Origin of the sequence: Variovorax sp. OAS795, from assembly GCF_040546685.1 — a bacterium.
Lineage (GTDB): Bacteria > Pseudomonadota > Gammaproteobacteria > Burkholderiales > Burkholderiaceae_C > Variovorax.
The window spans coordinates 485,089-511,330 of record NZ_JBEPOH010000001.1 but is presented as its reverse complement, the minus strand read 5'-3'; the positions used below and the strand labels follow the sequence as shown (position 1 = coordinate 511,330).

Genomic DNA, 26,242 nt, shown 5'->3' with positions numbered 1-26,242 from the left:
CCCTGCCAAAAGCATGACGGCCCGTCAAGACGATGTGGCAATATGTACGCTCCCAAAAAAATCGACGAGGAGCGGCCATGGCCCTGATGGATTTCATCAAGAAACAGTTCATCGACATCATCCAGTGGACCGAGACCGGCGACGGCACGCTGGCCTGGCGGTTCCCGATGGCCGAGATGGAAATCCAGAACGGCGCCTCGCTCACCGTGCGCGAGTCGCAGGTGGCGGTGTTCGTCAACGAAGGCCAGGTGGCCGACGTGTTCGGCCCCGGCATGTACAAGCTCACGACGCAGACCCTGCCCGTGCTCACGTACCTGAAGAACTGGGACAAGCTGTTCGAGTCCCCGTTCAAGAGCGACGTCTACTTCTTCAGCACGCGCCAGCAGGTCGACCAGAAGTGGGGCACGCCGCAGCCCATCACCATCCGCGACAAGGACTTCGGTGCCGTGCGCCTGCGCGCCTTCGGCAACTACAGCTTCCGCATCGGAGACGCCAAGCTGTTCCACACGGAGATCTCCGGCACGCGCGAGATCTACAGCGTGGCCGACCTCGACGGCCAGCTGCGCGGCCTGGTGCTGCAGAACATCAGCAATGCCATCGCCGCCAGCGGCGTGCCCTTCCTCGACCTCGCGGCCAACCAGATCCAGTTTGCGCAGGCGCTGGCGGCGCAGCTGGTGCCCGAGTTCGAGAAGATCGGCATCAAGCTCGAGAACATCACGGTCCAGAACGTCTCGCTGCCCGAAGAGCTGCAGAAGATCCTCGACCAGAAGATCGGCATGGGCATGGTCGGCAACGACATGGGCAAGTTCATGCAGTACCAGACGGCGCAGGCGATCCCCAAGTTCGCCGAGGGCGCGGGCGGTGGCGGCGGCATCGCGGGCGACGCCATGGGCCTGGGCGCCGGGGTGGCGCTGGGCCAGGTGCTGGCGCAGAACCTCGCGCAGGGCCTGAGCCCGAACGCGGCAGCCCAGGCGGCGGCGACCCAGCAGCAGCCTGCCGTGGCGGTCGTGAGCCCGGCCGACGTGATGACCACGCTCGAGAAGCTCGGCGAGCTCAAGACCAAGGGCATCCTCACGCAGGAAGAATTCGACGCCAAGAAGGCGGAGCTGCTCAAGAAGCTGGTCTAAGCACCGGCAATGGCTGAGCAACCAGGCGCCGAGCGCGCCTACCGTGCGCCCTGCCCCGGCTGCGGCGCACCGGTCGAATTCAGGTCGGCGCAATCGGCCTTCGCCGTTTGCCCGTACTGCCAGAGCACCGTCGTCCGCCAGGGCGAGACGCTCGCGCGCATCGGCAAGATGGCGGAGCTTTTCGACGACTTCAGCCCGCTGCAGCTGTTTGCCGCCGGCCGCATCCAGAACCAGCCGTTCACCATCGTCGGGCGGCTGCAGTACAGCAATCCGGGCGGGCGCTGGACCGAATGGATCGCTGCGCTCGATGGCGACCGCACCGGCATCCTCAGCGAGGACAACGGCGCCTATGTCTTCGCGCTGCCCTACGAGCTGCAGCGCGAGGCGCCGCCGCCGACCGAGCTGCGCGTGGGCGCCACCACGGCGTTCAACGGCCAGAGCTACACCGTTTCGTCGAACGAACAGGTGGCGCTGCTGTCCGCCCAGGGCGAATTGCCGCACCTGCCCGAGCTGGGCCGGCCCTTCCCCATGGTCGAGCTGCGCAACGACAAGGGCCTGGTGCTCAGCATCGACTACGGCACCCAGCCGCCCGGCGCGTACCTGGGCCGCTCCGTGCAGCTCGAAGACCTGCAGCTCACGGGGTTGCGCGACGAATCCGCCAAGGACGAGAAGGGCCGCGCCTTCAACTGCCCGAACTGTGGCGCGCCCGTCTCGGTCAACCTGGCGGACAGCAAGAGCATCACCTGCGGCTCGTGCAACAGCATCATCGACCTGTCGCAAGGCATCGGCGGCGAGCTGAAGCATGCCGAGCAGAACGAGCCGGTCCGGCCGCTCATCCCCATCGGCAGCATGGGCCAGCTGCAGGGCGCGCAGTGGCAGGTGGTGGGATTCCAGCACCGCATGGGCGTGGAGCCCGGCGACGACGAGCACTTCGGCTGGAACGAATACCTGCTGTACAACAAGAAGCGCGGCTTCAGCTTCCTGGTCGACGCCGAGGACGGCTGGAGCATGGTCAAGCCGACCACCGGCGCGCCGGTGATGGCCGAGAACGGCAGCAGCGCCACCTACCTGGGCAAGCGCTACACCCAGCAGTACGCCTACAACGCCGAGACCACCTACGTGGCCGGCGAGTTCTACTGGCAGGTGGAGCGCGGCCAGAAAACCTTCAACCGCGACTTCGCCAACGGCACCGCGCTGCTCTCGATGGAGCGCTCGGCCAACGAGCTGACCTGGTCTTCCGGGAGCAAACTGGACAGCGGCGCGGTCTCCGCCGCATTCAAGCTGGACGACAAGAAAGACATGTTCGTGCGCGGCGATGCGATGCCGGTCAGTGCCGCATCGGGCCTGGGTTGCGGCACCATCATCCTGATCGTGATCGTCGTCATCGTGCTGCTGGTCATCCTGAGCACCTGCAGCGGCTCGTCCAGCGGATCGCGCAGTTCCGGCGGGTCGTACGGCGGCTACTCGAGCGGCGGCGGCCACAAATGAAGAACGGTGAAGGTTCGCGTTGATGTCACTTATTACTGCTACTACGACTGGAGGTCCCCATGGGATTTGAATGGCTGAAACCGGGCGTGGTCCTCGGATCGCTCGTGTATGCGCTGCTTGGCGTGCTGATCTTCTGGCTCTGCTTTCTCATCATCGACAAGCTCACGCCCTATGACCTCTGGGGCGAGATCGTCGAGAAGCAGAACGTGGCGCTCGGAATGGTCGTGGCCGCCATGAGCCTGGGCATCTGCGTCATCGTCGCAGCCGCGATCCATTGAGCGGGGAGGCGGCGGTGTCCGCGCGTTCCACCGATGCGCGCGGGCCGCAGCCCGTCGAGATCGCGCTGCTCGCCAGCGTGTTCGTGGTCGCTGCATGCGGCCTGGTCTACGAACTGACCGCCGCCGCGCTGAGCTCCTACCTGCTCGGCGATTCGGTGCTGCAGTTCAGCACCATCATCGGCACCTACCTGTTCGCCATGGGCGTGGGCTCCTGGCTCTCGCGCTATTTCGAGCGCCAGCTGCCGGCCCATTTCTTGCGCATCGAGCTGCTCGTGGCGCTTGTCGGCGGCGCCCTTCCCGCCCTGCTTTTCCTCGCCAATGCCTACGTGCCCGGCGCGTTCCGGCTGCTGCTGTACGGGCTGGTGCTGGTGGTCGGCACGCTGGTGGGGCTCGAGATTCCGCTCGTGATGCGCATCCTCAAGCGCAACATCCAGCTCAAGAACCTGGTGTCGCAGGTTCTCACTTTCGACTACCTCGGCGCGCTCGCGGTGTCGGTGGCGTTTCCGCTCATCCTGGTGCCGCAGCTCGGGATGATTCGCACGGGGCTGCTGTTCGGCATCATGAATGCGGCCGTGGCCGTGTGGGCGCTGTGGCTGTTCCGGCATGAGCTGCGCCGCATCGGCGCCCACGCGCTCGCGTGCTTTCTTGCGCTTGCTGCGCTCGTCGGCGCCTTCGTCTGGGCCGACCACATCACCACGCTGGCCGAAGACAAGTTCTACCAGGACCGCATCGTCTTCAGCGCCACCTCGCCCTACCAGCGCATCGTGGTCACGCGCGGCCAACTGGGCCATCGCCTGTTCCTGAACGGGAACCTGCAGTTCGCCGAGCGCGACGAGTACCGCTACCACGAGGCGCTGGTCCACCCGGCCATGGCCGCGCAGGGCGCCCCGAAGAAAGTCGCGGTGCTCGGCGGCGGCGACGGCATGGCGGTGCGCGAGATCCTCAAGTACCCCTCGGTCGAATCCGTCACGCTGGTCGAGCTCGACCCGAACATGACGAAGCTCTTCACCGACCATGAAACCCTGGCGGCGCTCAACGGGCATGCGCTCTCGTCGCCGAAGGTGAAGATCGTCAACACGGACGCGTTCCAGTGGCTGCAGCAGCCTGGGGATGTTTTTGACGTGATCGTGGTCGACTTTCCCGACCCGACCAACTTCGCGATCGGCAAGCTCTACACCAACAGCTTCTACGGGCTGCTCGAAAAGCGCCTTTCCGCCAGCGGCTATGCGGTGATCCAGACCACCTCGCCGCTCGTCGCGCGCAAGAGTTTCTGGACCGTGGCGGCCACCATCGAATCGGTCGGCCTGCGCGCCACGCCCTATCACGCCCACGTGCCGAGCTTCGGCGAATGGGGCTACATCATCGCGAGCCGGCGGCCCTATCGGATGCCCGATGCGCTGCCTTCGGGCCTGCGCTTCCTGGCGCCTTCGACATTGCCGCTGATGTTCGACTTTCCGCTCGACATGGCGCGCGTGCCGGCGGAAGTGAACCGCCTTTCCAACCAGACCCTTGTCACCACCTATGAGCAAGAGTGGGGCAAGGTCATGACGCACTAGCCGCGGCATGCAACGGCGTGATTTTCTCGGCGTGGCGGGTGCGACGGGCGCGCTCGCGCTGGCGGGCTGCGAGGCGCCGGTGCCTCCCATCGAAGGTGGCTTCACCGGCATCGACGTGGCACGCGGCCATGCGATGCGCGACGGTTTACTCAAGAGCCAGGCGCCTTCCGCAGTGAAGCGCACGCGCGTGGTGATTGCCGGCGGCGGCGTGGCCGGCCTTGCGGCTGCGCGTGCACTGCGCCTGTCGGGCATCGAGGACTTCGCGCTGCTCGAACTCGAGGACACGCCCGGCGGCAACGCGCGCGGCGGCATGGTCAACGGCATCGCCTGCCCGCTCGGTGCGCACTACCTGCCCGTACCCAACGACGACGCACCCGAAGTGCAGGACCTGCTCGAAGAACTCGGCCTGCGGCGGCGCGTGGCGGGCCGCTGGGAATACGACGAACGCCACCTGTGCCACAGCCCCCAGGAGCGGCTTTTCTTTCGCGGCGAGTGGCAGGAGGGCCTGTTGCCCGTGCACGACGTGGGAGACAGCACGCACGCCCAGTACCGCAAGTTCGCCGAGCGGATCGATGCGCAGCAGCATGCGGCGCACTTCGCCATCCCCACGCTGCGCGTGGCCCCGACGCCCGAGCTGCTCGCGCTCGATGCCTTGCCCTTCGAGCGCTGGCTCGACGACGAAGGCTTCAGCGATGTGCAGCTGCGCTGGTACCTCGACTATTGCTGCCGCGACGATTACGGCGCGGGCATCGAGCAGGTGTCGGCCTGGGCCGGCATTCACTATTTTGCAAGCCGCCACGGCTTTCATGCGCCCGGCGATGCGAAGGGCGGCAGCGCCGATTCGACCCCCGAGCGCGACGGCGTGCTCACCTGGCCCGAAGGCAACGGATGGCTCACCCGGCGCCTGGCAACGCCGCTCGGTGACCGGCTGCGCACGGGCCAGGTCGTCACCCGCATTGCCGAACTGCGCGGCGGTGTCGAAGTCGATGCGTGGGATGTCGCATCCCGATCGGTGGTCCGCTGGCAGGCCGAGCGCTGCATCGTCGCGCTGCCCGTGTTCGTTGCGGCGCGCGTGGTCGAGAACCCGCCTTCCGTGCTCGCCAGCGCCGCCGCGCATGTGCGCTACGCGCCCTGGCTGGTCGCCAACGTGCACCTGCGCGGGCCGCTCGCCGACCGCGCGGGCGCCGCACCGAGCTGGGACAACGTGGTGTTCGGCACGCGCGGCCTGGGGTACGTGGATGCGCGCCACCAGTCGCTGGATCCCACGCCGCGCGGCACCGTCCTGAGCTGGTATCGGCCGCTAGGCCCGAGCCGCCATGACGGAGCCGATGGCCGCCGCCTGCTGCTGGAGCGCCCGTGGACCGGCTGGCGCGACGACCTTCTCGCGGAACTGTCGGTACCGCACCCCGACCTGCCCGCGCTCGCCACACGCATCGAGGTCACACGCTATGGCCATGCCATGGCCATTCCCACGCCGGGTTTGCTGGCCCGCATCGGCGCGGCCCAAGGCGGCCGCGTCGCCGCCGGCCGGCTCTCGTTCGCGCATGCGGACTGGTCGGGCTACTCGATCTTCGAGGAGGCCTTCACGCGCGGGCATGTGGCGGGCATGGGCGCTGCATGAACCGCCGGCTCGCACGAGGCGATGCGTTGCCCATCGGCGCGCACGCCTGCGCCGGTTTGCTTGCGCTTGCGGAGTTCGAGCCCGAGTTCGTGCGATGGGGCATGGTGACCGATGTGATGGACGAAAGGGAGAGGGGCCATGGCACACCAGCGCTTTGAATTCGACATGCCGGCGCCGGCCGAGGTGGTCTTCGATGCCTTCCACTATCACGTCTGGCGTGCGCGCTGGGATTCGCTGGTCGGCAACGCCCGGGTCGTGGGCGGCGCACCGTGTCCGTTCGTTGGCGCAGAAACCGAGAACACCGGTGGCGGATGGCTGCGCGCCCTGTCGATGCGCACGCGATTCGTCACCTTCGACCGGCCGCATGTGGCGGCGGCTTCGATGATCGGCCGATCCTTCCCCTTCAGCCGCTGGGCCGCGTCGATGCGGCACCGCGACACGCAACCGGGCCGATCGGTACTGATCTACGTCTACACCATCGAGGCGGGTCCGAAGCCATTGCGTTGGCTGCTTGAGCCGGTGGTCGCTTGGATCTTTGCGCGGCAGACGCAGCGGCGCTTCAGGCGCATGCGCGACTTCCTGGCTGCGCATGCGGCCGAGGTCGTGGAGTGGCAACGACTGCAACGGGGGAGTGACGCGGCATGACAGCACGACAGCCGCCCCTAGTGTGCACAGGGCGCCGGGTGCTCCCCGCAGCGAAATAAAGGAGGAGGCGAAGCCGGGGGACATTCGCGGAGGGGAGTACCCGGTGACCTGTGCACGCGCCCTGAACAACAGCGCCGCAGACAAACGCAACGCACCATGAATTGATGTAGCGCCCCCGCGCGGGCCTGTGCGGTTTTCACGCAGACTTCACACACAGCGCCGTCTCTTCACAGATCGCCAGCAGACTGCCAGGCGCCAACAAAAACATCGGGGGAGCTTCCATGCTTCAGGTTGCGAATCGAAAACTCGCGTCGCTCAGCGACGTGCTCTTCACCGGGCTGGGCCGTGCGCTCGGCTTCCTGCGTCCGCTCGCCCGCGGACTCATCGGTTCATGGCGACCACCCGGCTGGCTGCGCATCGTGGGCGCGTTTCTTCTCTTCGGACTCGGCTGGCTGCAGCAACGGCTCGCCTGGCTGGTGTTGCTGGCGCTGCTCGTGTTGGCCGGCTGGTTGGCCAGCCCGCAGCTGCTGAAATGGTGGCACGGCCTCACGCCCGACCGTGTCGAGCCCGTGGTCGCGACCGCGCAGATCGTGCCGCCGCCGCGCACGCAGATCGAGAACGACAAGGGACCGAACCCGCTCGTCATCAACTTCTCGGCCTCGGTGGCGCCGATCGCCCGCATTGGCCAGGAGGCGACCGGCATCACCATCGAACCCGCCATTGCCGGGCGCTGGACGTGGAGCGGCCAGAAGAAGCTGGAATTCCTGCCCGCGCAGGACTGGCCGGTGGGACAGCCCTACAAGGTGCAGCTTGCGAACAACGCGCTGGCGCCCCACATCGAGATGGCGCTGCGCAAGTACGAGTTCACCTCGCCCGAGTTCAGCGCGCGCATCGCGAGTGCGGAGTTCTACCAGGACCCGGTGCAGGCCAACGTGCGCCGCGCCCTCTTTCGCATGAGCTTCTCGCACCCGGTGAACACGGCCGAGTTCGAGAAGCGCCTGGTGCTGACTTACGACCAGGCCTGCGGCACCTCCTTCTTCAGCGTGGGCAAGTGCAAGAGCGAGAAGTTCACGGTCAGCTACGACAAGCTGAGGCTCGCCGCCACCCTGCAGTCCGAGCCGCTGCCCATCCCCGAGAAGACGCGTCCCGTGGTGCTCAGCCTCGCGGCCGGCGCGGTCGCGCAGAAGGGCGGCCCGGGCGTGCGCAGCGACGTCTCGCGTGCCGTCGACATTCCCGGGCTCTTCAGCCTCGAGATCGCGAGCGTCGAGCCCACCATCGTCACCGGCGAGAACGGTGAGCCCGAGCACGTGATGCACATCACGGCGTCGATGCCGGTGCACGAGCGCGAGATGGCGCGCGTGGTGCAGGCCTGGCTGCTGCCCGCCACCGAGGAAGCCAAGGGCGACCCGGACGAGAAGTTCGACTGGTCCGCCGAGCCCGCGAAGATCACCGACGCCGTGCTGCGCCGCGCGAAGAAGCTCACGCTGCAACCGATTGCGAGCGAGCGCGAGGTGACCGAGATGGTCAGCTTCCGCATGCCCCAAGCCGAAGGCGGCCGCTACATGCTGGTGCGCATGGCCAAGGGCCTCAAGACGCCGGGCGGCTACCAGCTCGGCGCCGCGCGGCAGGAGGTGCAGCTGCTCAAGACCTTTGCGCCCGAGCTCACCATCATGAGCCAGGGCTCGCTGCTCGCACTGTCCGGCGAGCGCAAGCTGCCGATCCTGGTGCGCGACCTGCCGGGCATCCGCCTGGAGATCGGCCGCCTGCTGCCGCAGCAGCTGCAGCACCTGGTCACGCAGACCAATGGCGACTTCGCGCATCCCCAGTTCAATGGCGGCCTGCAATCGGACAACCTCGTGGACCGCTTCCAGAAGGAGATTCCGCTCAGCATTCCCGCCGGCAAGGCGCACTACGAAACGGTCGACTTCGCCGAGTACCTGCGCAGCGACGTGGCCGATCGCCGCGGCGTGTTCCTGCTCAAGGTGCAGGGCTACGACCCGAAGGCCAAGAAGAAGGCCGATGGTGATGCGGCGCAGGCCCAGCCCGAAGAGGAACAACAGGAACAGTCGTCCGAAGGCGAAGGCGACCCGGAGAGCGGCAACCCCGAAGACAAGAAGGACCAGCGCCTGGTGCTCGTCACCGACCTGGGCATCGTCGTGAAGAAGTCGCTCGACGGCACGCGCGACGTGTTCGTGCAGAGCATTGCAACCGGCCAGCCCGTGGCCGGTGCGCTGGTCGAAGTGTGGGGCCGCAACGGCATGATCGTCGCGTCGCAGGCGACCGGCGCCACCGGCGCAGCCCGGCTGCCCAACCTCGCGGGCTACCAGCGCGAGAAGGCGCCCGTGGTGCTGGTGGTGCGCAAGGATGGCGATCTGAGCTTCCTGCCGTTCAACCGCAGCGACCGCACGCTGGACATCTCGCGCTTCGACGTCGGCGGCCTTCGCGCGGCCGGCGTGCCCAACCAGATGACGGCCTATGTATTCAGCGACCGCGGCATCTACCGCCCGGGCGACACCATGCACATCGCGATGATGGTCAAGGCCGGCAACTGGGGCACGTCGCTGCGCGACCTGCCGCTCGAAGCCGAGATCATCGACGCGCGCGGCCTCGGCGTGCGGCGCGAAAAACTCAAGCTCGGCCCCGGTGGCGCAGCGGAAATAAGCCATGCGACGCAGGACACGTCGCCCACCGGCAACTACACCGTCAACCTCTACCTACCGCGCGAGTCGTCGCCCGGCAGCCCGGACGTGCAGGGCTTGCTGATCGGCAGCACCACGGTCAAGGTGCAGGAGTTCCTGCCCGATCGCACCAAGGTCGTCGCCAGGCTCAGCAGCGAGAAGGCCGAGGGCTGGGTCCATCCCAAGGACCTGAAGGCGATGGTCGACGTGCAGAACCTCTTCGGCACGCCCGCGCCCGACCGCAAGGTGGAGGGCACGCTCACGCTGAGCCCGGCCTTCCCGGTGTTCCGCGCGTTCGCCGACTACGCCTTCTTCGATCCGCAGCGCGCCACCGAGAAGCAGGTGGATGACCTGGGCAGCGTGCAGACCAGCACCGAAGGCAAGGCCGAGTTCGACCTGCGCCTCTCGCGCTTCGATGCCGCAACCTACCAGGTGCACGTGCTCGCCAAGGCCTTCGAGCCCGAGGGCGGGCGCAGTGTCTCGGCCGAAGCCCAGACGCTGGTGAGCGACCTCGGCTACCTCGTGGGCGTGAAGGTCGATGGCGATACCAGCTACGTGAGCAAGGGCGCCGCGCGCAACGCCAGCGTGATAGCGATCGACCCGCAGGCGAAGAAGATCGCCGTGGCCGAGCTGAAGATCGAACGCGTGGAGCGCAAGGCGTTGTCGGTGCTGGTCAAGCAGGACAACGGCCTTTACCGCTACGAGTCGCGCAAGAAGGAGATCGTGCTCGACGAAAAGCCGCTGGCCATTGCCGCGGCTGGCAACACACTCGCGCTGAACACGTCCGTGCCGGGCAACTTCGCCTACGTGGTGCGCGACGCCGACGGCCTGGAACTCAACCGCGTGGAATACAGCGTGGCGGGCAACGCCAATGTCTCGCGTTCGCTCGACCGCAACGCCGAGCTGCAGCTCACGCTGGACCGCAAGGACTACGAGCCAGGCCAGGAGATCGAGGTCAGCATCCGCGCGCCCTACGTGGGCGCCGGCCTGATCACCATCGAGCGCGACAAGGTCTACGCCCATGCGTGGTTCAAGACCGACAAGACCGCGTCGGTGCAGAGGATCACGCTGCCCAAGGAGTTCGAAGGCACCGGCTACATCAACGTGCACTTCGTGCGCGATCCGGCCTCGGACGAGGTCTACATGAGCCCGCTGTCGTACGGCGTCGCGCCCTTTGCCACCAGCCTGGCCAAGCGAACGGCCAACCTGCAGCTCACCAGCAGCGAACTCGTGAAGCCCGGCCAGACCGTGAAGATGAAGCTCACCAGCGACAAGCCCACGCGTGCCGTGCTGTTCGCGGTGGACGAAGGCATCCTGCAGGTGGCGCGCTACAAGACGCCCGACCCGCTCAAGCACTTCTTCCAGAAGCGTGCGCTCGAAGTCGGCACCCTGCAGACGCTCGACCTGATCCTGCCCGAGTTCAAGAAGCTCATGCAGGGCGCCGCACCTGGCGGTGACGGCGAAGGCGAGCTCGGCAAGCACCTGAACCCCTTCAAGCGCAAGCGCGACAAGCCGGTGGCGTATTGGTCGGGGCTGGTGGATGTGAACGGCAGCCGCGAGTTCAGCTACACCGTGCCCGAGAGCTTCAACGGCAGCCTGCGCGTGATGGCCGTCGCGGTGAACGACGAGACCACCGCCGCCAAGAGCACCCGCACCGTGGTGCGCGGCGACATGGTGATCCTGCCCAACGCACCGCTCGCCATGGCGCCCGGCGACACGGTCGAAGTGGGCGTGGGGCTCGCCAACAACATCGTGGGCTCGGGCAAGGACGCGCCCATTGCGCTCACGCTCACCGCATCGGGCGGGCTCGAAGTGGTGGGCGATGCCACGCAAACGCTCAAGGTCAACGAGCGCGGCGAAGCGAGCACCAGGTTCAATGTGCGCGCCAAGCCCGGCGAGCAGGCGGTGCTGGGTTCGTCGGCGCTGGTGTTCACCTCGGCGCACAAGAACTTCAGCGCGCGTCTCTCGACCGAGGTGAGCGTGCGGCCCGCATCGCCTTTCGTCACGCTGGTGCAGGCCGGCAGCTTCCAGCGCGCGGGCGAGCTGTCCAGCAAGGCCGAGCTGTATCCCAACTTCCGCAGGAGCGAGGTCGCGGTGTCGGCCGCACCTTGGGCCTTTGCGAGCGGCCTCATGCAGTACCTCGAGGTCTATCCGCACGGCTGCACCGAGCAGATCACGAGCCAGACCTTCCCGGCCGTGCTGCTGGCAGGGCGACCCGAACTCGTCAAGGAGATGGCGCGCGGCCGCACGGCCGAGCAAGGCCCGATGCCCGATGCGCGCAAGACCTTCGAGCGCTACCTCGTGCAGCTGCGCGCACGGCAGACGGCCGATGGCGGCTTCGCGCTGTGGCCCGGCGCCGGGCCCGATCCCTTTGCCACGCTCTACGCGGTGCACCTGCTGGTCGAAGCCAAAGACCACAAGCTGCCGGTGCCGCAGGACCTGCTGCAAAAGGCCAACACCTACCTGCAGGGCTGGCTCGGCAGCGGCGATGCCTCGCTCGACGGCTGGCGCCAGCGCACGCAGGCGGCCTACCTGCTGACGCGGCAGGGCATCATCGCGCCGGCCGCGCTGGCCAACCTGCGCGAAGCCTGGCGCAACAAACAAACTGCGGGCTGGAGCGACGACCTCGGTGCCGCGTACCTCGCCGCGAGCTACCAGCTCGTGAAGCAGGAGCAGGTCGCGGCCGAACTGCTCAACCCCGTGTGGTCCGACCTGCTCGCCCGCGCCGAGAAGAAGCAGCGCCGCAACGTGTGGGGCGCCTACTACGACCCGCTGGTGCACGACAGCATGACGCTGCACCTGGTGGGCCGGCACTTCCCGTCCCGGCTGAAGACACTGAAGCCGCAGGTGTGGGAAGGCATGGGCGCCATGGTGCGCGACGGCTGGTACAACAGCCTGTCGTCGGCCTCGATGCTGCTCGCGGTCGATGCCTACTTCGAAGCGGTGGCGCAGAACGTCGAAGGCAAGCTCACGGCGCAGTCGGTCAACGCGCAAGGCCAGGCCGCGGCGCTTGCGTTGGGCGCGGTGAACCCGATCACGCGCGCTCCGGTGCCGGCGGGCACCGCGAAGCTCAAGCTGTCGAACGACAGCGATTTCAACCTCTACTACAGCTGGGCCGAACAGGGCTTCGAACGCAACGTGCCCACGACACCGGTGAACCAGGGCCTGGAGATCTTCCATGAAGTGCTCGATGCCAAGGGCAACCCGACCGCCAAGGCCAGGCTCGGCGAAGAGGTCACGGTGCGGGTGCGCGTGCGCAGCCTGGAACGCGCCCAGCTGAACGACGTGGCGCTGGTCGACGTGCTCCCCGGCGGACTGGAGCCCGTGCTGCAGGCCGTGGGCGACAACGAGGAAGCCGATGCCGACGCGCCGATCTGGAAGAAGCGCCTGGGCGGCAGCGGCTCGTGGAAGGTGCAATACGCCGACATCCGCGAAGACCGCGTGGTGTTCTATGGCGCGGTCGGCAAGGATCTGCTCGAAGTGACCTACAAGGCGCGCGCGACCAACGTGGGCGACTTCGTGGTACCGGCCGCGTACGGCGAGGCGATGTACGACCGGCGCGTGTATTCGCGCTCGGCCGGGGCGCGCTTCCAGGTGGTGGCGAAGTGACCAAGGCATTGCCTGCCTTGCTCCCTTTCCCGCTTGCGGGAGAGGGAGCAACACGGTGAGAGGGAGGAAGACGCTGCTTGCCTTGGCAGCCGCGGCCATGCTGTTGGCCCTGCTGCGCTTCTGGCCGCACGCCCCACTGATCCAAACCGTCGGCAGCTCGCGGGCCGTGTATGCGCAGGGCGGCGAGCTGTTGCGCCTCACCCTCGCAAGCGACGAGCAATACCGGCTCTGGGTGCCGCTCGAGCGCATCTCGCCGACGCTGGTCGGTGCGGTGCTGCTCTATGAAGACCGCCGCTTCCACGCGCACCCCGGTGTCAACCCCGCCGCGCTGGCGCGAAGCGCATGGCGCATTGCGCGCGGCGAGCGCCGGCAGGGCGGCTCGACGCTCACGATGCAGCTCGCGCGGCGCGTGTACGGCATCGACAGCCGCACGGCCGTGGGCAAGGTCGCGCAGATCGGCGCGGCACTCTGGCTCGAGGCGCGCTTCAGCAAGCGCGAGATCCTCGAGGCCTACCTCAACACCGCTCCCTATGGCGGCAACATCGAAGGCGTGCAGGCCGCGAGCCTCATCTACTTTCGCAAGGACGCCGCCAAGCTCAGCCTGCCCGAGGCGCTGACGCTCGCGGTGATTCCGCAGAACCCCGTCAAGCGCATCGCCGAGCGCGGACGCAATGCCGAACTGCAATCGGCGCGTGAGCGGCTCTGGGCGCTGTGGGCCGAACGCGACCCGGCCGCGAGGCAGCATGCGCCCGACGCGCAGCTCGCGCTCTCGGCGCAATCGCGCGGCAGCCTGCCCTTTCTTGCGCCGCACGCCACCGACATGCTGCTCGCGCAGGAGCGCGGCGTGCAGGAAGTGCGCACCACCATCGACCTGCGCATGCAGGCCACGCTCGAACGCGTGATGGGCCAGTACCTGCGCGCACATGCCGACGTGGGCATGACCAATGCGAGCGCGCTGCTGCTCGACGCCTCGACCATGCAGGTGCGCGCCTTGATCGGCTCGGCCGACTGGCACAACGACGCCATCGCGGGCCAGGTCAACGGCACGCAGGCCAAGCGCTCGCCCGGTTCCACGCTCAAGCCCTTCATCTATGCGCTGGCGCTCGACCAGGGGCTCCTGCATCCCAAGACCATGCTGAAGGACGCGCCCACGTCCTTCGGGCCCTACACGCCGGAGAATTTCGACCATCGCTTTGCGGGACCGCTCGCCGCGCAGGAGGCGTTGATCCGCAGCCGCAACATCCCCGCGGTGTCCGTCGCGGCCAAGCTGTCGAAGCCGGGGCTGTACGACTTCATGCGGCTCGCGGGCGTCTCCAAGCTGCAGAGCGAATCGCACTACGGGCTGGCGCTGGTGCTCGGCGGCGGCGAGGTCACGCCCGAGGAGCTCGCGGGCCTCTATGCCACGCTGGCCAACGGCGGCATCTCGCAGCCGCTGCGCTACACCCAGCCTGCGACCGACGAGCGGCCGGCCCAGCCGCTTCGTTTGTTGAGCGAAGAGGCCTCGTTCATCACGCTCGACATGCTGCGCCACACGCCGCGGCCCGACACCACCTTGCCCGCTCGCCCGGCCATCGCGTGGAAGACGGGCACCTCGTGGGGCTTTCGCGATGCATGGACCGCGGGCGTGTTCGGGCGCCATGTGCTCGTGGTGTGGGTCGGCAATTTCGACGGCACCAGCAACCCTGCGCTCGTCGGCGTCGATGCGGCTGCGCCGCTGTTCCTGCGCATGGTCGATGCGCTGCGCGCCGAGCGGCTCGATCCCGGCGAGATCGCCGCGCGGCAGCCTCCGGACCTGCGCCAGGTCGAGGTCTGCGCTGCGACGGGCGGCCTGCCCGATGCGCTGTGCCCGGTGCGCACGAGCACCTGGTTCATCGCCGGCAAGTCGCCGATCCAGGTCAGCAACCTGCATCGTGCGGTATGGGTCGACGAGACCACGGGCAAGGTGGTCTGCGGCCCGCAGCCGAACGCGCGCCAGCAGGTGGTCGAGCAGTGGGGCAGCGACATGCGCCGGCTGTTCCGGCAGGCCGGGCTGCCGCGCGCAAGCCCGCCGGCCGATGGCTGCGAAAAAGGCAATGCGTCTTCGGAGACGGCGCCGCTCATCACCTCGCCACTGCGCGGCGTGCGGCACACGCTGCGCGTGAAAAGGCCCGAGCCGCTGGTGCTGCGCGCCGAAGCGGCGGCCGGCACGCAGACGATCTACTGGTTCGCGGACGATGCGCTGATCGGCCGCGCCGCGCCCGGCGAGGGCATCACCTGGATGCCCGATCTCGCGGACTCGGGCCGGCGCTATGTGCTGCGCGCGGTCGATGACCAAGGACGCGCGGAGTCGCGCGAAGTGACGGTGGACATCGCGCCCTGAGCCTCACGGATGTCATGGCCGCGTCACGCGCGATGGGCATGGTCTCGCGTTTCGACTGAGACCTTTCTTCCTGCCCATGACCCGCCTCGCTTCTCTCTCCTTCATCGCCCTTGCCGCCGCGCTCGCCTGCGGCGGCGCTGCCGCACAGACGGCCTTCCACGCCACGCTCGCCGGCCATGCCGTGCTGCCCGCGCAGAGCTTCGTGACAACGCCCAAGGATGCACCGGCCGATCTGCAGCTCAGCGGCAAGTTCACCTCGGGCCAGCGCGTGGAGGCGCCGGGCACGGTCGAAGGCCTCTCGGGCGGGCGCGGCACGGGTGTCTCGCTGCCGTTCAAGGGCCAGCCGCTGCAAGGCCATTCGGGCATCAAGAAGATGGACGATGGTTCGTTCTGGATCCTCACCGACAACGGGGCCGGCGCCAAGGCCAACTCGCCTGACTTCATGCTGTACCTGAACCACTACAAGGTGGACTTCAGGAGCGGCAAGTTCAACCATCTCGACACCGTCTTCCTGCACGACCCCGACAAGAAGGTGCCCTTCCGCATCGTCCATGAAGGCACGAAGCAGCGCTACCTGACAGGTTCCGACTTCGACCCCGAGAGCTTCCAGTTCGCCGGCGGCGCGCTGTGGATCGGCGAGGAGTTCGGCCCCTTCCTCATCAAGGCCGACCTGAAGGGCAAGGTGCTCGGGGTGTTCGACACGCTGGTGGACGGCAAGGCCGTTCGCTCGCCCGACCATCCCGCGGTCACCACGCCGGGCGCCCCTGGCGGTGCGGTCGATTTCCAGGTCAAGCGCTCCAAGGGCTTCGAAGGCATGGCCGCGTCGAAGGACGGCAGCAAGCTTTATGCACTGCTCGAAGGCCCGGTGTGGAATGCCGAGAGGAGGGAGTACGAAAAGCTCGACGGCAAGGAAGCTCTGCGCGTGCTGGAGTTCGACGTGGCAACCGAGAAGTGGACCGGCCGGCATTGGAAATATCCGCTCGAAGCCAACGGCCACGCCATCGGCGACTTCAACATGATCGATGGCACCACGGGCCTCGTCATCGAGCGTGACAACGGCGAGGGTACGAGCGACAAGGCCTGCCCCGAAGGCCAGAAGCACGCCGGCTGCTTCCACGACATCGCCAAGTTCAAGCGCGTCTACAAGATCGAACTGAGCGACGCCAACGTGGGCGGTCCGGTGCGCAAGATCGGCTACATCGACCTGCTGGACATTGCCGATCCGGCCAGGCTGGCACGCAAGCCGCTGAACAGCGGCGTGTTCAAGTTCCCGTTCTTCACCATCGAGAATGTCGACGTGGTCGATGCGACGCACATCGTGATGGGCAACGACAACAACCTGCCGTTCTCCAGCAGCCGCGAGCCGAACAAGGCCGATGACAACGAGCTGGTGCTGCTCGAAGCGGGTGCGCTGCTGCAGGCGAAGTAGAAGGCGCTGCCGCCCGCGGGCGCGGTCAGGCCCGCATCAGCGCCTCGATCTCGTCTGCCTTCACCGGCACGCCGCGCGAGATGAGTTCGCAGCCCGTGGCGGTGACGATCGCGTCGTCTTCGATGCGGATGCCGATGTGGTGGAACTGCTCCGGCACGCCCTCGCCGGGCCGCACGTAGATGCCTGGCTCCAGCGTCAGCACCATGCCGGGATGCAGGATGCGGCTCGGCCGGTTCTTGATGATTTCGTTCGACAGCGGATCCTTGCGCTCGCTCACTTCGCCGACCTGCGTGGGCTCCACATAGCTGCCGCAGTCGTGCACGTCCATGCCGAGCCAATGGCCGGTTCGATGCATGTAGAACTGGAAGTAGGCGCGCTTGTCGATCACGTCGTCCACGCCGCCCACCTTGTTGGCATCGAGCAGGCCCAGGTCGAGCATGCCCTGCGACAGCACGCGCACGGCCGCATCGTGCGGATCGGTGAAGCGGTTGCCGGCCTTGGTGGCCGCGGCCGATGCGTCCTGGCTGGCCAGCACCAGGTCGTACAGCGCGCGCTGCGGTCCGCTGAACGTGCCGTTGGCCGGAAAGGTGCGCGTGATATCGCTCGCGTAGCCGTCGAGCTCGCAGCCCGCGTCGATCAGCACCAGCTCGCCGCTGCGCACCGGCGCCGCGTCGGCGCGGTAGTGCAGCACGCAGGCATTCGCGCCGGCCGCCACGATGGAGCCGTAGGCCGGGTACTGCGAGCCGCCGAGGCGGAATTCGTGCAGCAGCTCGGCGTCGAGGTGGTATTCGCGCACGTCCTTGCCTTCGCGCAGCATGCGGGCCGACAGCTGCATCGCACGGATGTGGGCGCGCGCGCTGATCTGCGCGGCGCGCCGCATGACGTCCTGTTCGTGCGCGTCCTTGAAGAGGCGCATTTCATCGAGCGGGCCGCAGAGGTCGCGCTGCTCCTCGGGGCACAGCGCGCCGTAGCGCACGCGCGCGCGCACCGATTGCAGCCAGCCGTCGATGCGGGTCTCCAGGCCCTTGTGGATCGCGAACGGAAACCACACGGTCGAGCGGTTCTCGAGCAGCTTCGGCAGCCTGGCATCGAGTTCGTCGACCGAAAAAGCCTCGTCCACGCCCAGCGCCCCGGGGGCCGCATCGGGGCCCAGGCGATAGCCATCCCAGATCTCGCGTTCGAGGTCCTTGGGCGCGCAGAACAGCGTCGCCCGGCCGTCGCCTGCGAGCACCAGCCAGGCATTGGGCTCGGTGAAGCCGGTGAGGTAATAGAAGTAGCTGTCGTGGCGGAACAAGAAGTCGCTGTCGCGGTTGCGCTGCCGCTCGGGCGCGGTCGGCACGATGGCGATGCCGTCCTTGCCCAGTTGCGAGGCGAGGCGCGCACGGCGCTCGGCGTAGATCCTGTTGTCTTCGGTGGTCATCTTGGCGTGTTCAGTTGAAGAAGCCGTTCGGGCGTGCCCACATCGGTCCAGGGTCCGGTGTAGAGCTCGGCGCTCACGAGTTCATTGTCCATCGCGGCGCGCAGGATGGGTGCGAGCGGGGCTTTGGCGCCCGCCGGATTGCCCGGGGGAATGCCGCAGTACGGCGGCGCGAAGATCGCTGCGCGGTACAGGCCGATGGTCGAGAAGGTGTATTTCTCGGCGGCCGAATCGAGCGCCAGTCCGCTGGCGGAAAGACCGAAATCGCCCTTCAGGTTGTGCGCGGGGTTCGGCACCAGCCAGAGGTGCGCGAGCTTGCCGCTGGCCACGAAGCGGTCGACCGCAGCCTGCGTGAAGGCGAAATCGGGCGCGAACACATCGCCGGCCGCAACCCAGAACACCTCGCCGAGGCGAGGCAGCGCGCGCACGATGCCGCCGGCCGTTTCCAGCGCTCCGCCAAAGTCGAGGCCTTCATCGGAGTATGAAATCGATAGCGCGCCATGCCCATCCAGCAAAGGGTTGGCACCGAAGCGCCCGGAGATCTGCTCGCCCAGCCAGGCGGTGTTGACCACCAGCTCGGAGAAGCCGCCATGGGCCAGCGCTTCCATCGGCCATTGCATCAGCGGCTTGCCGCGCACCTCGAGCAGCGGCTTGGGGGTGGCGTCGGTCAGCGGCCGCATGCGCTCGCCGCGGCCCGCGGCAAGGATCATGGCGCGAACGGAAGCGGGGGTGCTCACGCCGCCACCTGGCCGCGCATCAGCTCGTTGCGTTCGCAGTGGCGGGGCTGGAACAGCGCCAGCAGGCAGGCCATCAGCGCATGCGCCTTGGCCGAATGGTCGCCGCCGAAGTTGCACACGTACACGTCGAGCGTGGCGCCGCGCTGTTCGGGCCAGGTGTGGATGCAAAGGTGCGATTCGGCCAGCAGCACCGTGGCCGTGACCCCGCCCGGCCCCTCGGGCGTGGCGGGGAATCCATGGACCAGCGTGCCCACCGGCTGCAGCCCCGCGGCGCCGACTGCCTTGAGGCAGACCGCGCCGAGCGCCTCCTTGTCGGTGAGCCATTGCATCCCGCATTGGCAGTCGTGGAGATCGGCGGTGAGGTGCAGCCCATGCATGGGTCGCAACTCTAGCAGTCCGGCGCGCTGCCAAGGAACATCGGCGCGTGCAGGGCGCGTATTGGAGGGGGTGGGAGCGAGCCCGGTAAAATCGCGGGTTCCCCCCAATCCACATTCCCCGAAAGTCCTCCGCCCATGGCAAACGAAGCCCTGATGGCCAACGCGATTCGCGCGCTGGCCATGGATGCCGTCCAACAAGCAAATTCCGGACATCCGGGCGCACCGATGGGCATGGCCGACATGGCCGTCGCACTCTGGGGCGAACACCTGCGCTACAACCCGGCCAACCCGCACTGGTTCGATCGCGACCGCTTCGTGCTGTCGAACGGCCATGCCTCGATGCTGCTGTACGCGGTGCTGCACCTCACCGGCTACGACCTGCCGATCGGCGAGCTCAAGAACTTCCGCCAGCTGCACAGCAAGACCGCGGGCCACCCCGAGGTCGACGTGACCCCCGGCGTGGAAACCACCACCGGTCCGCTGGGCCAGGGCATCACCAATGCCGTGGGCTTTGCCCTGGCCGAGAAGCTGCTCGCCGCCGAGTTCAACCGCAAGGACCACGCGATCGTCGACCACCACACCTACGCCTTCCTGGGCGACGGTTGCATGATGGAAGGCATCAGCCACGAAGCCTGCGCGCTGGCCGGCGCCTGGCACCTGAACAAGCTGATCGCGCTGTACGACGACAACGGCATCAGCATCGACGGCCAGGTCAAGCCCTGGTTCATCGACAACACCGAAGAGCGCTTCAAGGCCTACGGCTGGAATGTCATCGGCCCGATCGACGGCAACGACGCCAAGGACGTGTCCAAGGCCATCGCCAAGGCCAAGAAGCAGGACAGCAAGCCCACCCTCATCATCTGCAAGACGCAGATCGGCAAGGGCAGCCCGAACCGCGCCAACACCGCCAAGGCCCACGGCGAGCCGCTGGGCGCCGATGAAATCACCCTCACCCGCGCCGCGCTGAACTGGCCCTACGCGCCGTTCGAAGTGCCGCAGGAAGCCTACGCCGACTGGGACCACAAGGCCGAGGGCGCCAGCACCGAAGCGGCCTGGAACGACAAGTTCGCTGCCTACGCCCAGGCCTACCCCGGCCTTGCCGCCGAGTTCACCCGCCGCATGAAGGGCGAGCTGCCGAAGAACTTCCACCAGGTGGCGTTCGACACCGTGGTGGCCGCCCACACCAAGGGCGAAACCGTGGCCAGCCGCAAGGCCAGCCAGCTCGCGCTGGAGGCCTTCACCGCCGCGCTGCCCGAAATGCTCGGCGGCAGCGCCGACCTCACCGGCTCCAACCTCACCAACACCAAGAGCACCGCGGCCCTGCGCTTCGATGCGAAGACCGGTGCCGTGGTCATGGGCCAGCCGCAGCAGCCCAACCAGGGCGCCGAAGACGAGGCCAAGCCCGACAGCACCGCCGACAAGGCCGAGCCGCCCCATGGCGTGATCGGCCGCCACATCAACTACGGCGTGCGCGAGTTCGGCATGGCGGCCATCATGAACGGCGTGGCGCTGCATGGCGGCTTCATTCCCTATGGCGGCACCTTCCTGACCTTCAGCGACTACAGCCGCAACGCCATCCGCATGGCCGCGCTCATGAAGCGCCGCGTGGTGCACGTGTTCACGCACGACTCCATCGGCCTGGGCGAAGACGGCCCGACGCACCAATCGATCGAGCACGCAGCGTCGCTGCGCCTGATTCCCAACCTCGACGTCTGGCGTCCGGGCGACACGGCCGAAACCGCCGTGGCCTGGGCCGTGGCGCTGCAGAACCAGTCGCGCCCCACGGCGCTGCTGCTGAGCCGCCAGAACATCGCCTACGCGCCCAAGGGCGATCTCGGCGACATCAGCCGCGGCGCCTACGTGCTGTCGGAGCCCGAGGCCGTCGGCCTCAAGAGCAAGAAGACCGCCGCGGTCATCATCGCCACCGGTTCCGAGGTGCAATTGGCCCTTGCCGCGCAGAAATTGCTGGCAGAGAAGAAAATTGCGGTGCGCGTGGTGTCGATGCCCTCGACCACCACCTTCGACCGCCAGGACGTGGCCTACAAGAAGAGCGTGCTGCCGAAGAAGCTGCCGCGCATCGCGGTCGAAATGGGCTGCACCGGCGGCTGGTGGAAGTACGGCTGCGCAGCCGTGGTGGGCATCGACAGCTACGGCGAGTCGGCACCGGCGCCGGCTCTGTTCAAGCATTTCGGGTTCACGGCAGAGAACGTCGCCGCCACGGTCGAAGCGGCCCTGCGCGACTGAGCCCGGCAAGGCGTTTCTTCTCTCCGTTCGATCACAAGTTTTTCAACCTTAGGAGCAAATCAGATGGCTATCAAACTCGGTATCAATGGCTTCGGTCGCATCGGTCGCAACGTGCTGCGTGCAGCGGTGCAGAACTTCAAGAACGACATCGAGATCGTTGCCATCAATGACCTGCTCGAGCCCGACTACCTGGCCTACATGCTCCAGTACGACTCGGTGCATGGCCGCTTCAAGGGCGAAGTCACGGTCGAAGGCAACCTGCTGATCGTCAACGGCAAGAAGATCCGCCTCACGCAGGAGCGCGATCCGTCGCAGCTCAAGTGGAACGAAGTCGGCGCCGACATCGTGCTCGAGTCGACCGGACTCTTCCTCACGAAGGAAACCTGCCAGAAGCATCTGGACGCGGGCGCGAAGAAGGTGATCATGTCGGCGCCGTCGAAGGACGACACCCCCATGTTCGTCTACGGCGTGAACGACAAGAAGTACGCCGGCGAAGCCATCGTGAGCAACGCCAGCTGCACCACCAACTGCCTGGCGCCGCTCGCCAAGGTGCTGAACGACAAGTGGGGCATCAAGCGCGGCCTGATGACCACGGTGCACGCCGCCACCGCCACGCAGAAGACCGTCGACGGCCCGAGCAACAAGGACTGGCGCGGCGGCCGCGGCATCCTGGAAAACATCATTCCCTCGAGCACAGGCGCCGCCAAGGCCGTGGGCGTGGTCATCCCCGAGCTCAACAAGAAGCTCACCGGCATGAGCTTCCGCGTGCCGACCTCCGACGTGTCGGTGGTCGACCTCACGGTGGAACTGGAGAAGGAAGCCACCTACAAGGAAATCTGCGCCGAGATGAAGTCGCAAAGCGAAGGCGCACTCAAGGGTGTGCTGGGCTACACCGAGGACAAGGTGGTGGCCACCGACTTCCGCGGCGACCCGCGCACCTCGATCTTCGACGCCGAAGCCGGCATTGCGCTCGACGGCACGTTCGTGAAGCTGGTGAGCTGGTACGACAACGAATGGGGCTACTCGAACAAATGCCTCGAAATGGTCAAGGTCGTTTCAAAGTAAGACTTCACGGCCCCAATGAAGAACGCGCCCCTCGGGCGCGTTTTTTCATGGGCGTGCCGACCCGGGGCGGTGCCTCAGCGCAGCTTCTCGTTCCTCCTGATCTCGCTGCTGAGCTGCGACGTCATCCGCGTCGCTGCGCGCCGGGCGGCCAGCCCGTAGTCGCCGTTGAACTCGTTGAACGCGGCCGTGCCGTTGCCGACCGCGCGCACGCGCGTCACCTCGGCGCCGGCCGGGTCGGTCACGACGCACGCCACCTCGGCGGTGAACGACGTGGGCGGCCAGGTGATCCATGAGGACGAGCTCGAATCGGTCCTGATCTGCGGCGTGAACACCAGGGACACGCCCGCTGCCTCGTTGGCCTTGGCGTCGCCGGCTGTGCGCAGCACGACCACGTCGCGGTAGACCGCGCGCAGCGCATCGCGGATCGACTTCTCGAGGTCCCGGTAGGGGTAGTAGCTCACGCGGTCGCCGCTTCCGCCGGCGGTGGTCACCTGCTGGTCGCGCTGGGCGTCGGTCATCACGTAGGCGACCTTCTTCGGAACGAGGTGGGCCGTCGCGCGCGGAGGCGCCGTCTCGGTGATCATCGTGATCGGATGGGCGCAGGCGGACAGCAAGGCAGCGAAGGCCGCGGCGGCCAGCAGGCTAGCGGTTGGGCGAAGGATCGGTGGCATGGAGGTTCTTCTTGCGCGGCTACGGGGCGATGGCCGCGATGAACTGCGCATCGGCGTAGACCTTGCGCAGCAGCGCGCGCACCAGCCGCGGGTAGGCGGCCTGGCCGGCGGGCACGGCCACGATGTTGGCGTAGCTCGAATCGAAGGCAATTTCGGCGCGGTAGGTCTTGCGCAAGCGCTCGGCGGCCGCGCGCGTCACGGTCACCTCCACGTCCATGCGGCCGGTGCCGTTGATCACGCCAAGGTCGAGCTCGTTGACGCGGAGGGTCGCCGCGATGCGGGTCGGCGCCTTGGGGTCGTAGGCCGATATTTCCGCCAGGTCGCGCATCAGCGCGTCTTCCAGGTATTGCGAAAAGGTGCCGCTGGGCGACAGCAGTCTTGCGCGGCGCAGGCTCAGCGAGTTGACGCTGTCGTTGGGATCGGTGGGCTGCACCTTTGCGACGGCCACCATGGCCGGTCGCGTGGCTTCCAGCCGGTCGAGTGCTTCGTAGTCGGCCGCGTAGGGCGGCGCGGCAAGCTGCGCGCAGCCCGACGCCAGCAGGCCCGCGGCCAGCGTGCCGAGCAATGCGGTGAAAGCGCGCAAGCGCAGACGCTGCGGTCCGATGAAGATCGCCATGCCTTCGGTCCCTCCTCGAGATGCCTGCTCCCGGGCGCGAGGGTAGCAGGCATTGCGCCGCGCGCGAAGGCCCGGTTCAGACCGGCTCGAGCACGTGGATCAGCTTGCTCTCGACCAGCGCCTTGGTCTTCTCGCCATGCGCTTTCATGTGCGGCGCGACGCCATGCGCCTGCAGGTGGGCCAGCGTTTCCCATTTCTCGATGACCACGAAAGTATCGGGACCGAAGCTGGCCTTCGATGCCGGAACACCCTGCGCATCGACGGTGGCGCCGTATTCGATGCAGCCCTCTTCGGCCAGCACGGCCGCGCGGTTGGCGGCAAAGGCTTCGAGCAGTTTGGCCCGTTGGCCCGGCTTGGCGTTGATGATGGCGACGACGTGGATCATGGAAAGAGGCTCCGGTGTGTGGTGGATGACAGGCGCCGAATCTAAAAGATCCGCCGCCAAGGCGCGGGTCGCGCGTGCGACCGCGCCGGTTGTTCGGTCAGCGGTCGGCGGCGTCTTTCCACAGATGCACCAGCGCCTCGGGCGCCTCGGTCTCGGGCACTTCGAAGCTGATCGATCCCGAATGCGCCGTCGCGCTCTGCATCACCAGTTCGACACGGTAGAAGCGCTGGTCGCCGCCGGGCGAAGCCGGACCGTCGCGCTGCGCCGCATGCGGCGCAGCGCTTTGCAGGGCTTCGCCGATCTGCTGGCGCAGCGCCTCGCTGCAGTTGCCCAACTGGTAGCTGCGCGGGCGCGAAAGCCCCGGCAGGTAGGCGACGCCGCCCTCGCGCGTCACGCGCACGACGGAGGCTTGGTCCAAGGGCGGAAGCTGAATCATGACGTTGAGACTCCCACGGTGTTCCAGGCGGTGCCCACTGCCTGGTGCACTGCGCTGCCGGTGCCGAAGCGCCTGGCCGCATTCTCTATGCAGAGCTGCGCGAAGTCCGCAAAGTCGGCGTCCTGGCGCAACCGCCTGTCGCAGACAGTGTCGTACCAGGCGCGGCCCGCCGTTTCCCATGCCGGGCCCGGAACAGCCGTGGCAGCGAGATGGAAGGCGCGGTTCGGAATGCCGGAATTGATGTGCACGCCGCCATTGTCCTGCCGCGTGTCGACGAAGTCTTTCATGTGGGCAGGCTGCGGGTCGCGGCCCAGCACCGGGTCGTCGTAGGCCATGCCGGGCTCGGCCATCGAGCGCAGCGCGCGCGCTTTCACCTTGCCGGTGAAAAGACCCGCGCCCACCAGCCAGTCGGCCTGCTGCGCCGTCTGCTTCAGCAGATGCTGCTTGACGAGCGCGCCGAACACATCGCAGATCGATTCGTTGAGCGCGCCGGGCTGTCCCTGGTAGACGAGGCCGCATTCGTGGTCGATGACGCCATGCGTGAGCTCGTGGCCAATGATGTCCACGGCGATGGTGAAGCGGTTCATGACGTCGCCGTCGCCATCGCCGAACACCATCTGCCTGCCGTTCCAGAATGCGTTGTCGTAGTCGTTGCCGTAATGCACGCTGCCGGTCAGCGGCATGCCCGCGGCGTCGATGGAATCTCGCTCGAAGACGTCGTGGTACAGGCGGTAGGTGGCGCCCAGGTAGTCGTAGGCTTCGTCGGCCGCGATGTCGCCGATGGCAGCCTGGCCTTCGGCGCGCACCTGCCGGCCGGGCAAGGCCATGGTGTGCTCCGCGTCGTGGATCGCGCGCGCGGGCGAGCCCCGCCGGAGGTAGCGCGGCACCGGGCCGGAAGACACGCCATTGGAGCCCACGGCCTCGCGCAAGCCGCGGTGTTCGCGGTCGATCAACCGCGTCTGTGCGGCGCGTGCGCTGGCGTGCGCGCCGGCGTGTTCCGCCAGCCGGTCCAGCAGGTAAGGCGGTACGAAGCTGGGTTGCAAAAGGGGCGTCGGCCGCAGCGGCATGGGCGGTTTCCTCGCGCAGTGGGACGGGTAGAAATGACGGTAGCAGAAAGCCGTAAAACCTGGATCACTCCGTTACTTCTGGTGTCATGGATTCGCCCGTTCAGGCCATAGGATCGAAGCTCCCGATCCACTTGCCGCCTTTGCCATGTTCATCGTCACCCTCAGCTATATCCGCCCCCTCGAAGAGCTCGATGCTTTGATGGACGGGCACATGGCGTGGCTTCGAAAGCACTATGAAAGCGGCCTCTTCCTGGCCTCGGGCCGGCAGGTGCCGCGCAAGGGCGGCGTGATCTTCGCGCGCTCGGGCGACCGCGCCGCGCTGGAGGCGGTCCTGGCGCGCGATCCGTTCGTTCAGAACGGCGTGGCGACCACCGAAGTGATCGAGTTCGTGCCGAGCATGACCGCCCCCGCGACCGAGATCCTCAAGACCGTCTGAA

General features: G+C 67.4%; 20 protein-coding genes. 12 read left to right on the top strand and 8 right to left on the bottom strand.

Annotation, left to right across the window (positions count from 1 at the left end; translation table 11 throughout):
- The first annotated feature begins 77 nt into the window (after nt 1-77).
- The 9 genes from ABID97_RS02505 to ABID97_RS02465 all read left to right on the top strand — a co-directional run bounded on the left by ABID97_RS02505 (nt 78) and on the right by ABID97_RS02465 (nt 16,790).
- The gene (locus tag ABID97_RS02505; protein ID WP_354396984.1) at nt 78-1,127 is read left to right on the top strand and encodes an SPFH domain-containing protein; all 1,050 of its coding nucleotides are present in this window, start codon (nt 78-80) and stop codon (nt 1,125-1,127) included.
- 9 nt (nt 1,128-1,136) lie between these two features.
- Nucleotides 1,137-2,615 carry a DUF4178 domain-containing protein gene (locus ABID97_RS02500; protein ID WP_354396983.1) on the top strand — a complete coding sequence of 493 codons (1,479 nt, stop codon included), beginning with the start codon at nt 1,137-1,139 and terminating at the stop codon, nt 2,613-2,615.
- A gap of 59 nt (nt 2,616-2,674) precedes the next feature.
- Nucleotides 2,675-2,893: a DUF350 domain-containing protein gene (locus tag ABID97_RS02495; protein WP_354396982.1), complete on the top strand. Its 219-nt coding sequence runs from the start codon at nt 2,675-2,677 to the stop codon at nt 2,891-2,893.
- A 14-nt stretch (nt 2,894-2,907) separates the two neighbouring features.
- A complete protein-coding gene (locus ABID97_RS02490) occupies nt 2,908-4,449 on the top strand; it encodes a polyamine aminopropyltransferase (protein ID WP_354396981.1) in 1,542 nt (513 codons plus the stop codon).
- A 7-nt stretch (nt 4,450-4,456) separates the two neighbouring features.
- A complete protein-coding gene (locus tag ABID97_RS02485) occupies nt 4,457-6,070 on the top strand; it encodes an FAD-dependent oxidoreductase (protein ID WP_354396980.1) in 1,614 nt (537 codons plus the stop codon).
- Between the two features lie 138 nt (nt 6,071-6,208).
- Nucleotides 6,209-6,715 carry an SRPBCC family protein gene (locus ABID97_RS02480; protein WP_354396979.1) on the top strand — a complete coding sequence of 169 codons (507 nt, stop codon included), beginning with the start codon at nt 6,209-6,211 and terminating at the stop codon, nt 6,713-6,715.
- A gap of 281 nt (nt 6,716-6,996) precedes the next feature.
- Nucleotides 6,997-13,002, top strand: a complete 6,006-nt coding sequence (locus ABID97_RS02475) for an alpha-2-macroglobulin family protein (RefSeq protein WP_354396978.1) — start codon at nt 6,997-6,999, stop codon at nt 13,000-13,002.
- Between the two features lie 55 nt (nt 13,003-13,057).
- Nucleotides 13,058-15,361: a penicillin-binding protein 1C gene (pbpC, locus tag ABID97_RS02470; protein WP_354396977.1), complete on the top strand. Its 2,304-nt coding sequence runs from the start codon at nt 13,058-13,060 to the stop codon at nt 15,359-15,361.
- A 76-nt stretch (nt 15,362-15,437) separates the two neighbouring features.
- Nucleotides 15,438-16,790, top strand: a complete 1,353-nt coding sequence (locus tag ABID97_RS02465; RefSeq protein WP_354396976.1) for an esterase-like activity of phytase family protein — start codon at nt 15,438-15,440, stop codon at nt 16,788-16,790.
- A gap of 25 nt (nt 16,791-16,815) precedes the next feature.
- Here ABID97_RS02465 and ABID97_RS02460 read toward each other — a convergent pair whose 3' ends face one another.
- From ABID97_RS02460 to speD, 3 genes are read right to left on the bottom strand one after another with little or no spacing between them, the layout of a single operon-like run.
- Nucleotides 16,816-18,210: an aminopeptidase P N-terminal domain-containing protein gene (locus ABID97_RS02460; protein ID WP_354396975.1), complete on the bottom strand. Its 1,395-nt coding sequence runs from the start codon at nt 18,208-18,210 to the stop codon at nt 16,816-16,818.
- The gene (locus tag ABID97_RS02455; protein ID WP_354401660.1) at nt 18,207-18,917 is read right to left on the bottom strand and encodes a nucleotidyltransferase family protein; all 711 of its coding nucleotides are present in this window, start codon (nt 18,915-18,917) and stop codon (nt 18,207-18,209) included. Before ABID97_RS02455 ends, ABID97_RS02460 begins: the two co-directional genes overlap by 4 nt.
- Before the next feature lie 23 nt (nt 18,918-18,940).
- Nucleotides 18,941-19,321 (bottom strand): adenosylmethionine decarboxylase, encoded by a 381-nt coding sequence (gene speD, locus ABID97_RS02450; RefSeq protein WP_354396974.1) that lies wholly within the window; start codon nt 19,319-19,321, stop codon nt 18,941-18,943.
- Between the two features lie 135 nt (nt 19,322-19,456).
- Between speD and ABID97_RS02445 the strand changes: the two genes are divergently transcribed.
- Nucleotides 19,457-21,565 (top strand): transketolase family protein, encoded by a 2,109-nt coding sequence (locus ABID97_RS02445; RefSeq protein WP_354396973.1) that lies wholly within the window; start codon nt 19,457-19,459, stop codon nt 21,563-21,565.
- A 63-nt stretch (nt 21,566-21,628) separates the two neighbouring features.
- The gene (gene gap / locus ABID97_RS02440) at nt 21,629-22,630 is read left to right on the top strand and encodes a type I glyceraldehyde-3-phosphate dehydrogenase (RefSeq protein WP_028259923.1); all 1,002 of its coding nucleotides are present in this window, start codon (nt 21,629-21,631) and stop codon (nt 22,628-22,630) included.
- Between the two features lie 74 nt (nt 22,631-22,704).
- Here the strand turns inward: gap and ABID97_RS02435 are convergent, their stop codons facing one another.
- The 5 genes from ABID97_RS02435 to ABID97_RS02415 all read right to left on the bottom strand — a co-directional run bounded on the left by ABID97_RS02435 (nt 22,705) and on the right by ABID97_RS02415 (nt 25,805).
- Nucleotides 22,705-23,301, bottom strand: coding sequence for a hypothetical protein (locus ABID97_RS02435; RefSeq protein ID WP_354396972.1), 597 nt, complete (start codon nt 23,299-23,301; stop codon nt 22,705-22,707).
- A 19-nt stretch (nt 23,302-23,320) separates the two neighbouring features.
- Nucleotides 23,321-23,917, bottom strand: coding sequence for a hypothetical protein (locus ABID97_RS02430; protein WP_354396971.1), 597 nt, complete (start codon nt 23,915-23,917; stop codon nt 23,321-23,323).
- A 76-nt stretch (nt 23,918-23,993) separates the two neighbouring features.
- Entirely contained in the window at nt 23,994-24,302 is a 309-nt protein-coding gene (locus tag ABID97_RS02425; RefSeq protein ID WP_354396970.1) for a putative quinol monooxygenase, read from the bottom strand.
- A gap of 97 nt (nt 24,303-24,399) precedes the next feature.
- On the bottom strand, nt 24,400-24,738 hold the full coding sequence (locus ABID97_RS02420) for a protealysin inhibitor emfourin (RefSeq protein WP_354396969.1): 339 nt from the start codon (nt 24,736-24,738) through the stop codon (nt 24,400-24,402).
- The gene (locus tag ABID97_RS02415; RefSeq protein WP_354396968.1) at nt 24,735-25,805 is read right to left on the bottom strand and encodes a M4 family metallopeptidase; all 1,071 of its coding nucleotides are present in this window, start codon (nt 25,803-25,805) and stop codon (nt 24,735-24,737) included. Before ABID97_RS02415 ends, ABID97_RS02420 begins: the two co-directional genes overlap by 4 nt.
- 145 nt (nt 25,806-25,950) lie before the next feature.
- Here ABID97_RS02415 and ABID97_RS02410 point away from each other — a divergent pair, with 145 nt between their 5' ends.
- Nucleotides 25,951-26,241 carry a YciI family protein gene (locus tag ABID97_RS02410; protein ID WP_354396967.1) on the top strand — a complete coding sequence of 97 codons (291 nt, stop codon included), beginning with the start codon at nt 25,951-25,953 and terminating at the stop codon, nt 26,239-26,241.
- Nucleotide 26,242: the final 1 nt, after the last annotated feature.

Coding starts and splice junctions, on each gene's coding strand:
- ABID97_RS02505 (WP_354396984.1), top strand. CDS start 78: ATGGCCCTGATGGATTTCATCAAGAAACAGTTCATCGACATCATCCAG.
- ABID97_RS02500 (WP_354396983.1), top strand. CDS start 1,137: ATGGCTGAGCAACCAGGCGCCGAGCGCGCCTACCGTGCGCCCTGCCCC.
- ABID97_RS02495 (WP_354396982.1), top strand. CDS start 2,675: ATGGGATTTGAATGGCTGAAACCGGGCGTGGTCCTCGGATCGCTCGTG.
- ABID97_RS02485 (WP_354396980.1), top strand. CDS start 4,457: ATGCAACGGCGTGATTTTCTCGGCGTGGCGGGTGCGACGGGCGCGCTC.
- ABID97_RS02480 (WP_354396979.1), top strand. CDS start 6,209: ATGGCACACCAGCGCTTTGAATTCGACATGCCGGCGCCGGCCGAGGTG.
- ABID97_RS02475 (WP_354396978.1), top strand. CDS start 6,997: ATGCTTCAGGTTGCGAATCGAAAACTCGCGTCGCTCAGCGACGTGCTC.
- ABID97_RS02465 (WP_354396976.1), top strand. CDS start 15,438: ATGACCCGCCTCGCTTCTCTCTCCTTCATCGCCCTTGCCGCCGCGCTC.
- ABID97_RS02460 (WP_354396975.1), bottom strand. CDS start 18,210: ATGACCACCGAAGACAACAGGATCTACGCCGAGCGCCGTGCGCGCCTC.
- ABID97_RS02455 (WP_354401660.1), bottom strand. CDS start 18,917: ATGATCCTTGCCGCGGGCCGCGGCGAGCGCATGCGGCCGCTGACCGAC.
- speD (WP_354396974.1), bottom strand. CDS start 19,321: ATGCATGGGCTGCACCTCACCGCCGATCTCCACGACTGCCAATGCGGG.
- ABID97_RS02445 (WP_354396973.1), top strand. CDS start 19,457: ATGGCAAACGAAGCCCTGATGGCCAACGCGATTCGCGCGCTGGCCATG.
- gap (WP_028259923.1), top strand. CDS start 21,629: ATGGCTATCAAACTCGGTATCAATGGCTTCGGTCGCATCGGTCGCAAC.
- ABID97_RS02435 (WP_354396972.1), bottom strand. CDS start 23,301: ATGCCACCGATCCTTCGCCCAACCGCTAGCCTGCTGGCCGCCGCGGCC.
- ABID97_RS02430 (WP_354396971.1), bottom strand. CDS start 23,917: ATGGCGATCTTCATCGGACCGCAGCGTCTGCGCTTGCGCGCTTTCACC.
- ABID97_RS02425 (WP_354396970.1), bottom strand. CDS start 24,302: ATGATCCACGTCGTCGCCATCATCAACGCCAAGCCGGGCCAACGGGCC.
- ABID97_RS02420 (WP_354396969.1), bottom strand. CDS start 24,738: ATGATTCAGCTTCCGCCCTTGGACCAAGCCTCCGTCGTGCGCGTGACG.
- ABID97_RS02415 (WP_354396968.1), bottom strand. CDS start 25,805: ATGCCGCTGCGGCCGACGCCCCTTTTGCAACCCAGCTTCGTACCGCCT.
- ABID97_RS02410 (WP_354396967.1), top strand. CDS start 25,951: ATGTTCATCGTCACCCTCAGCTATATCCGCCCCCTCGAAGAGCTCGAT.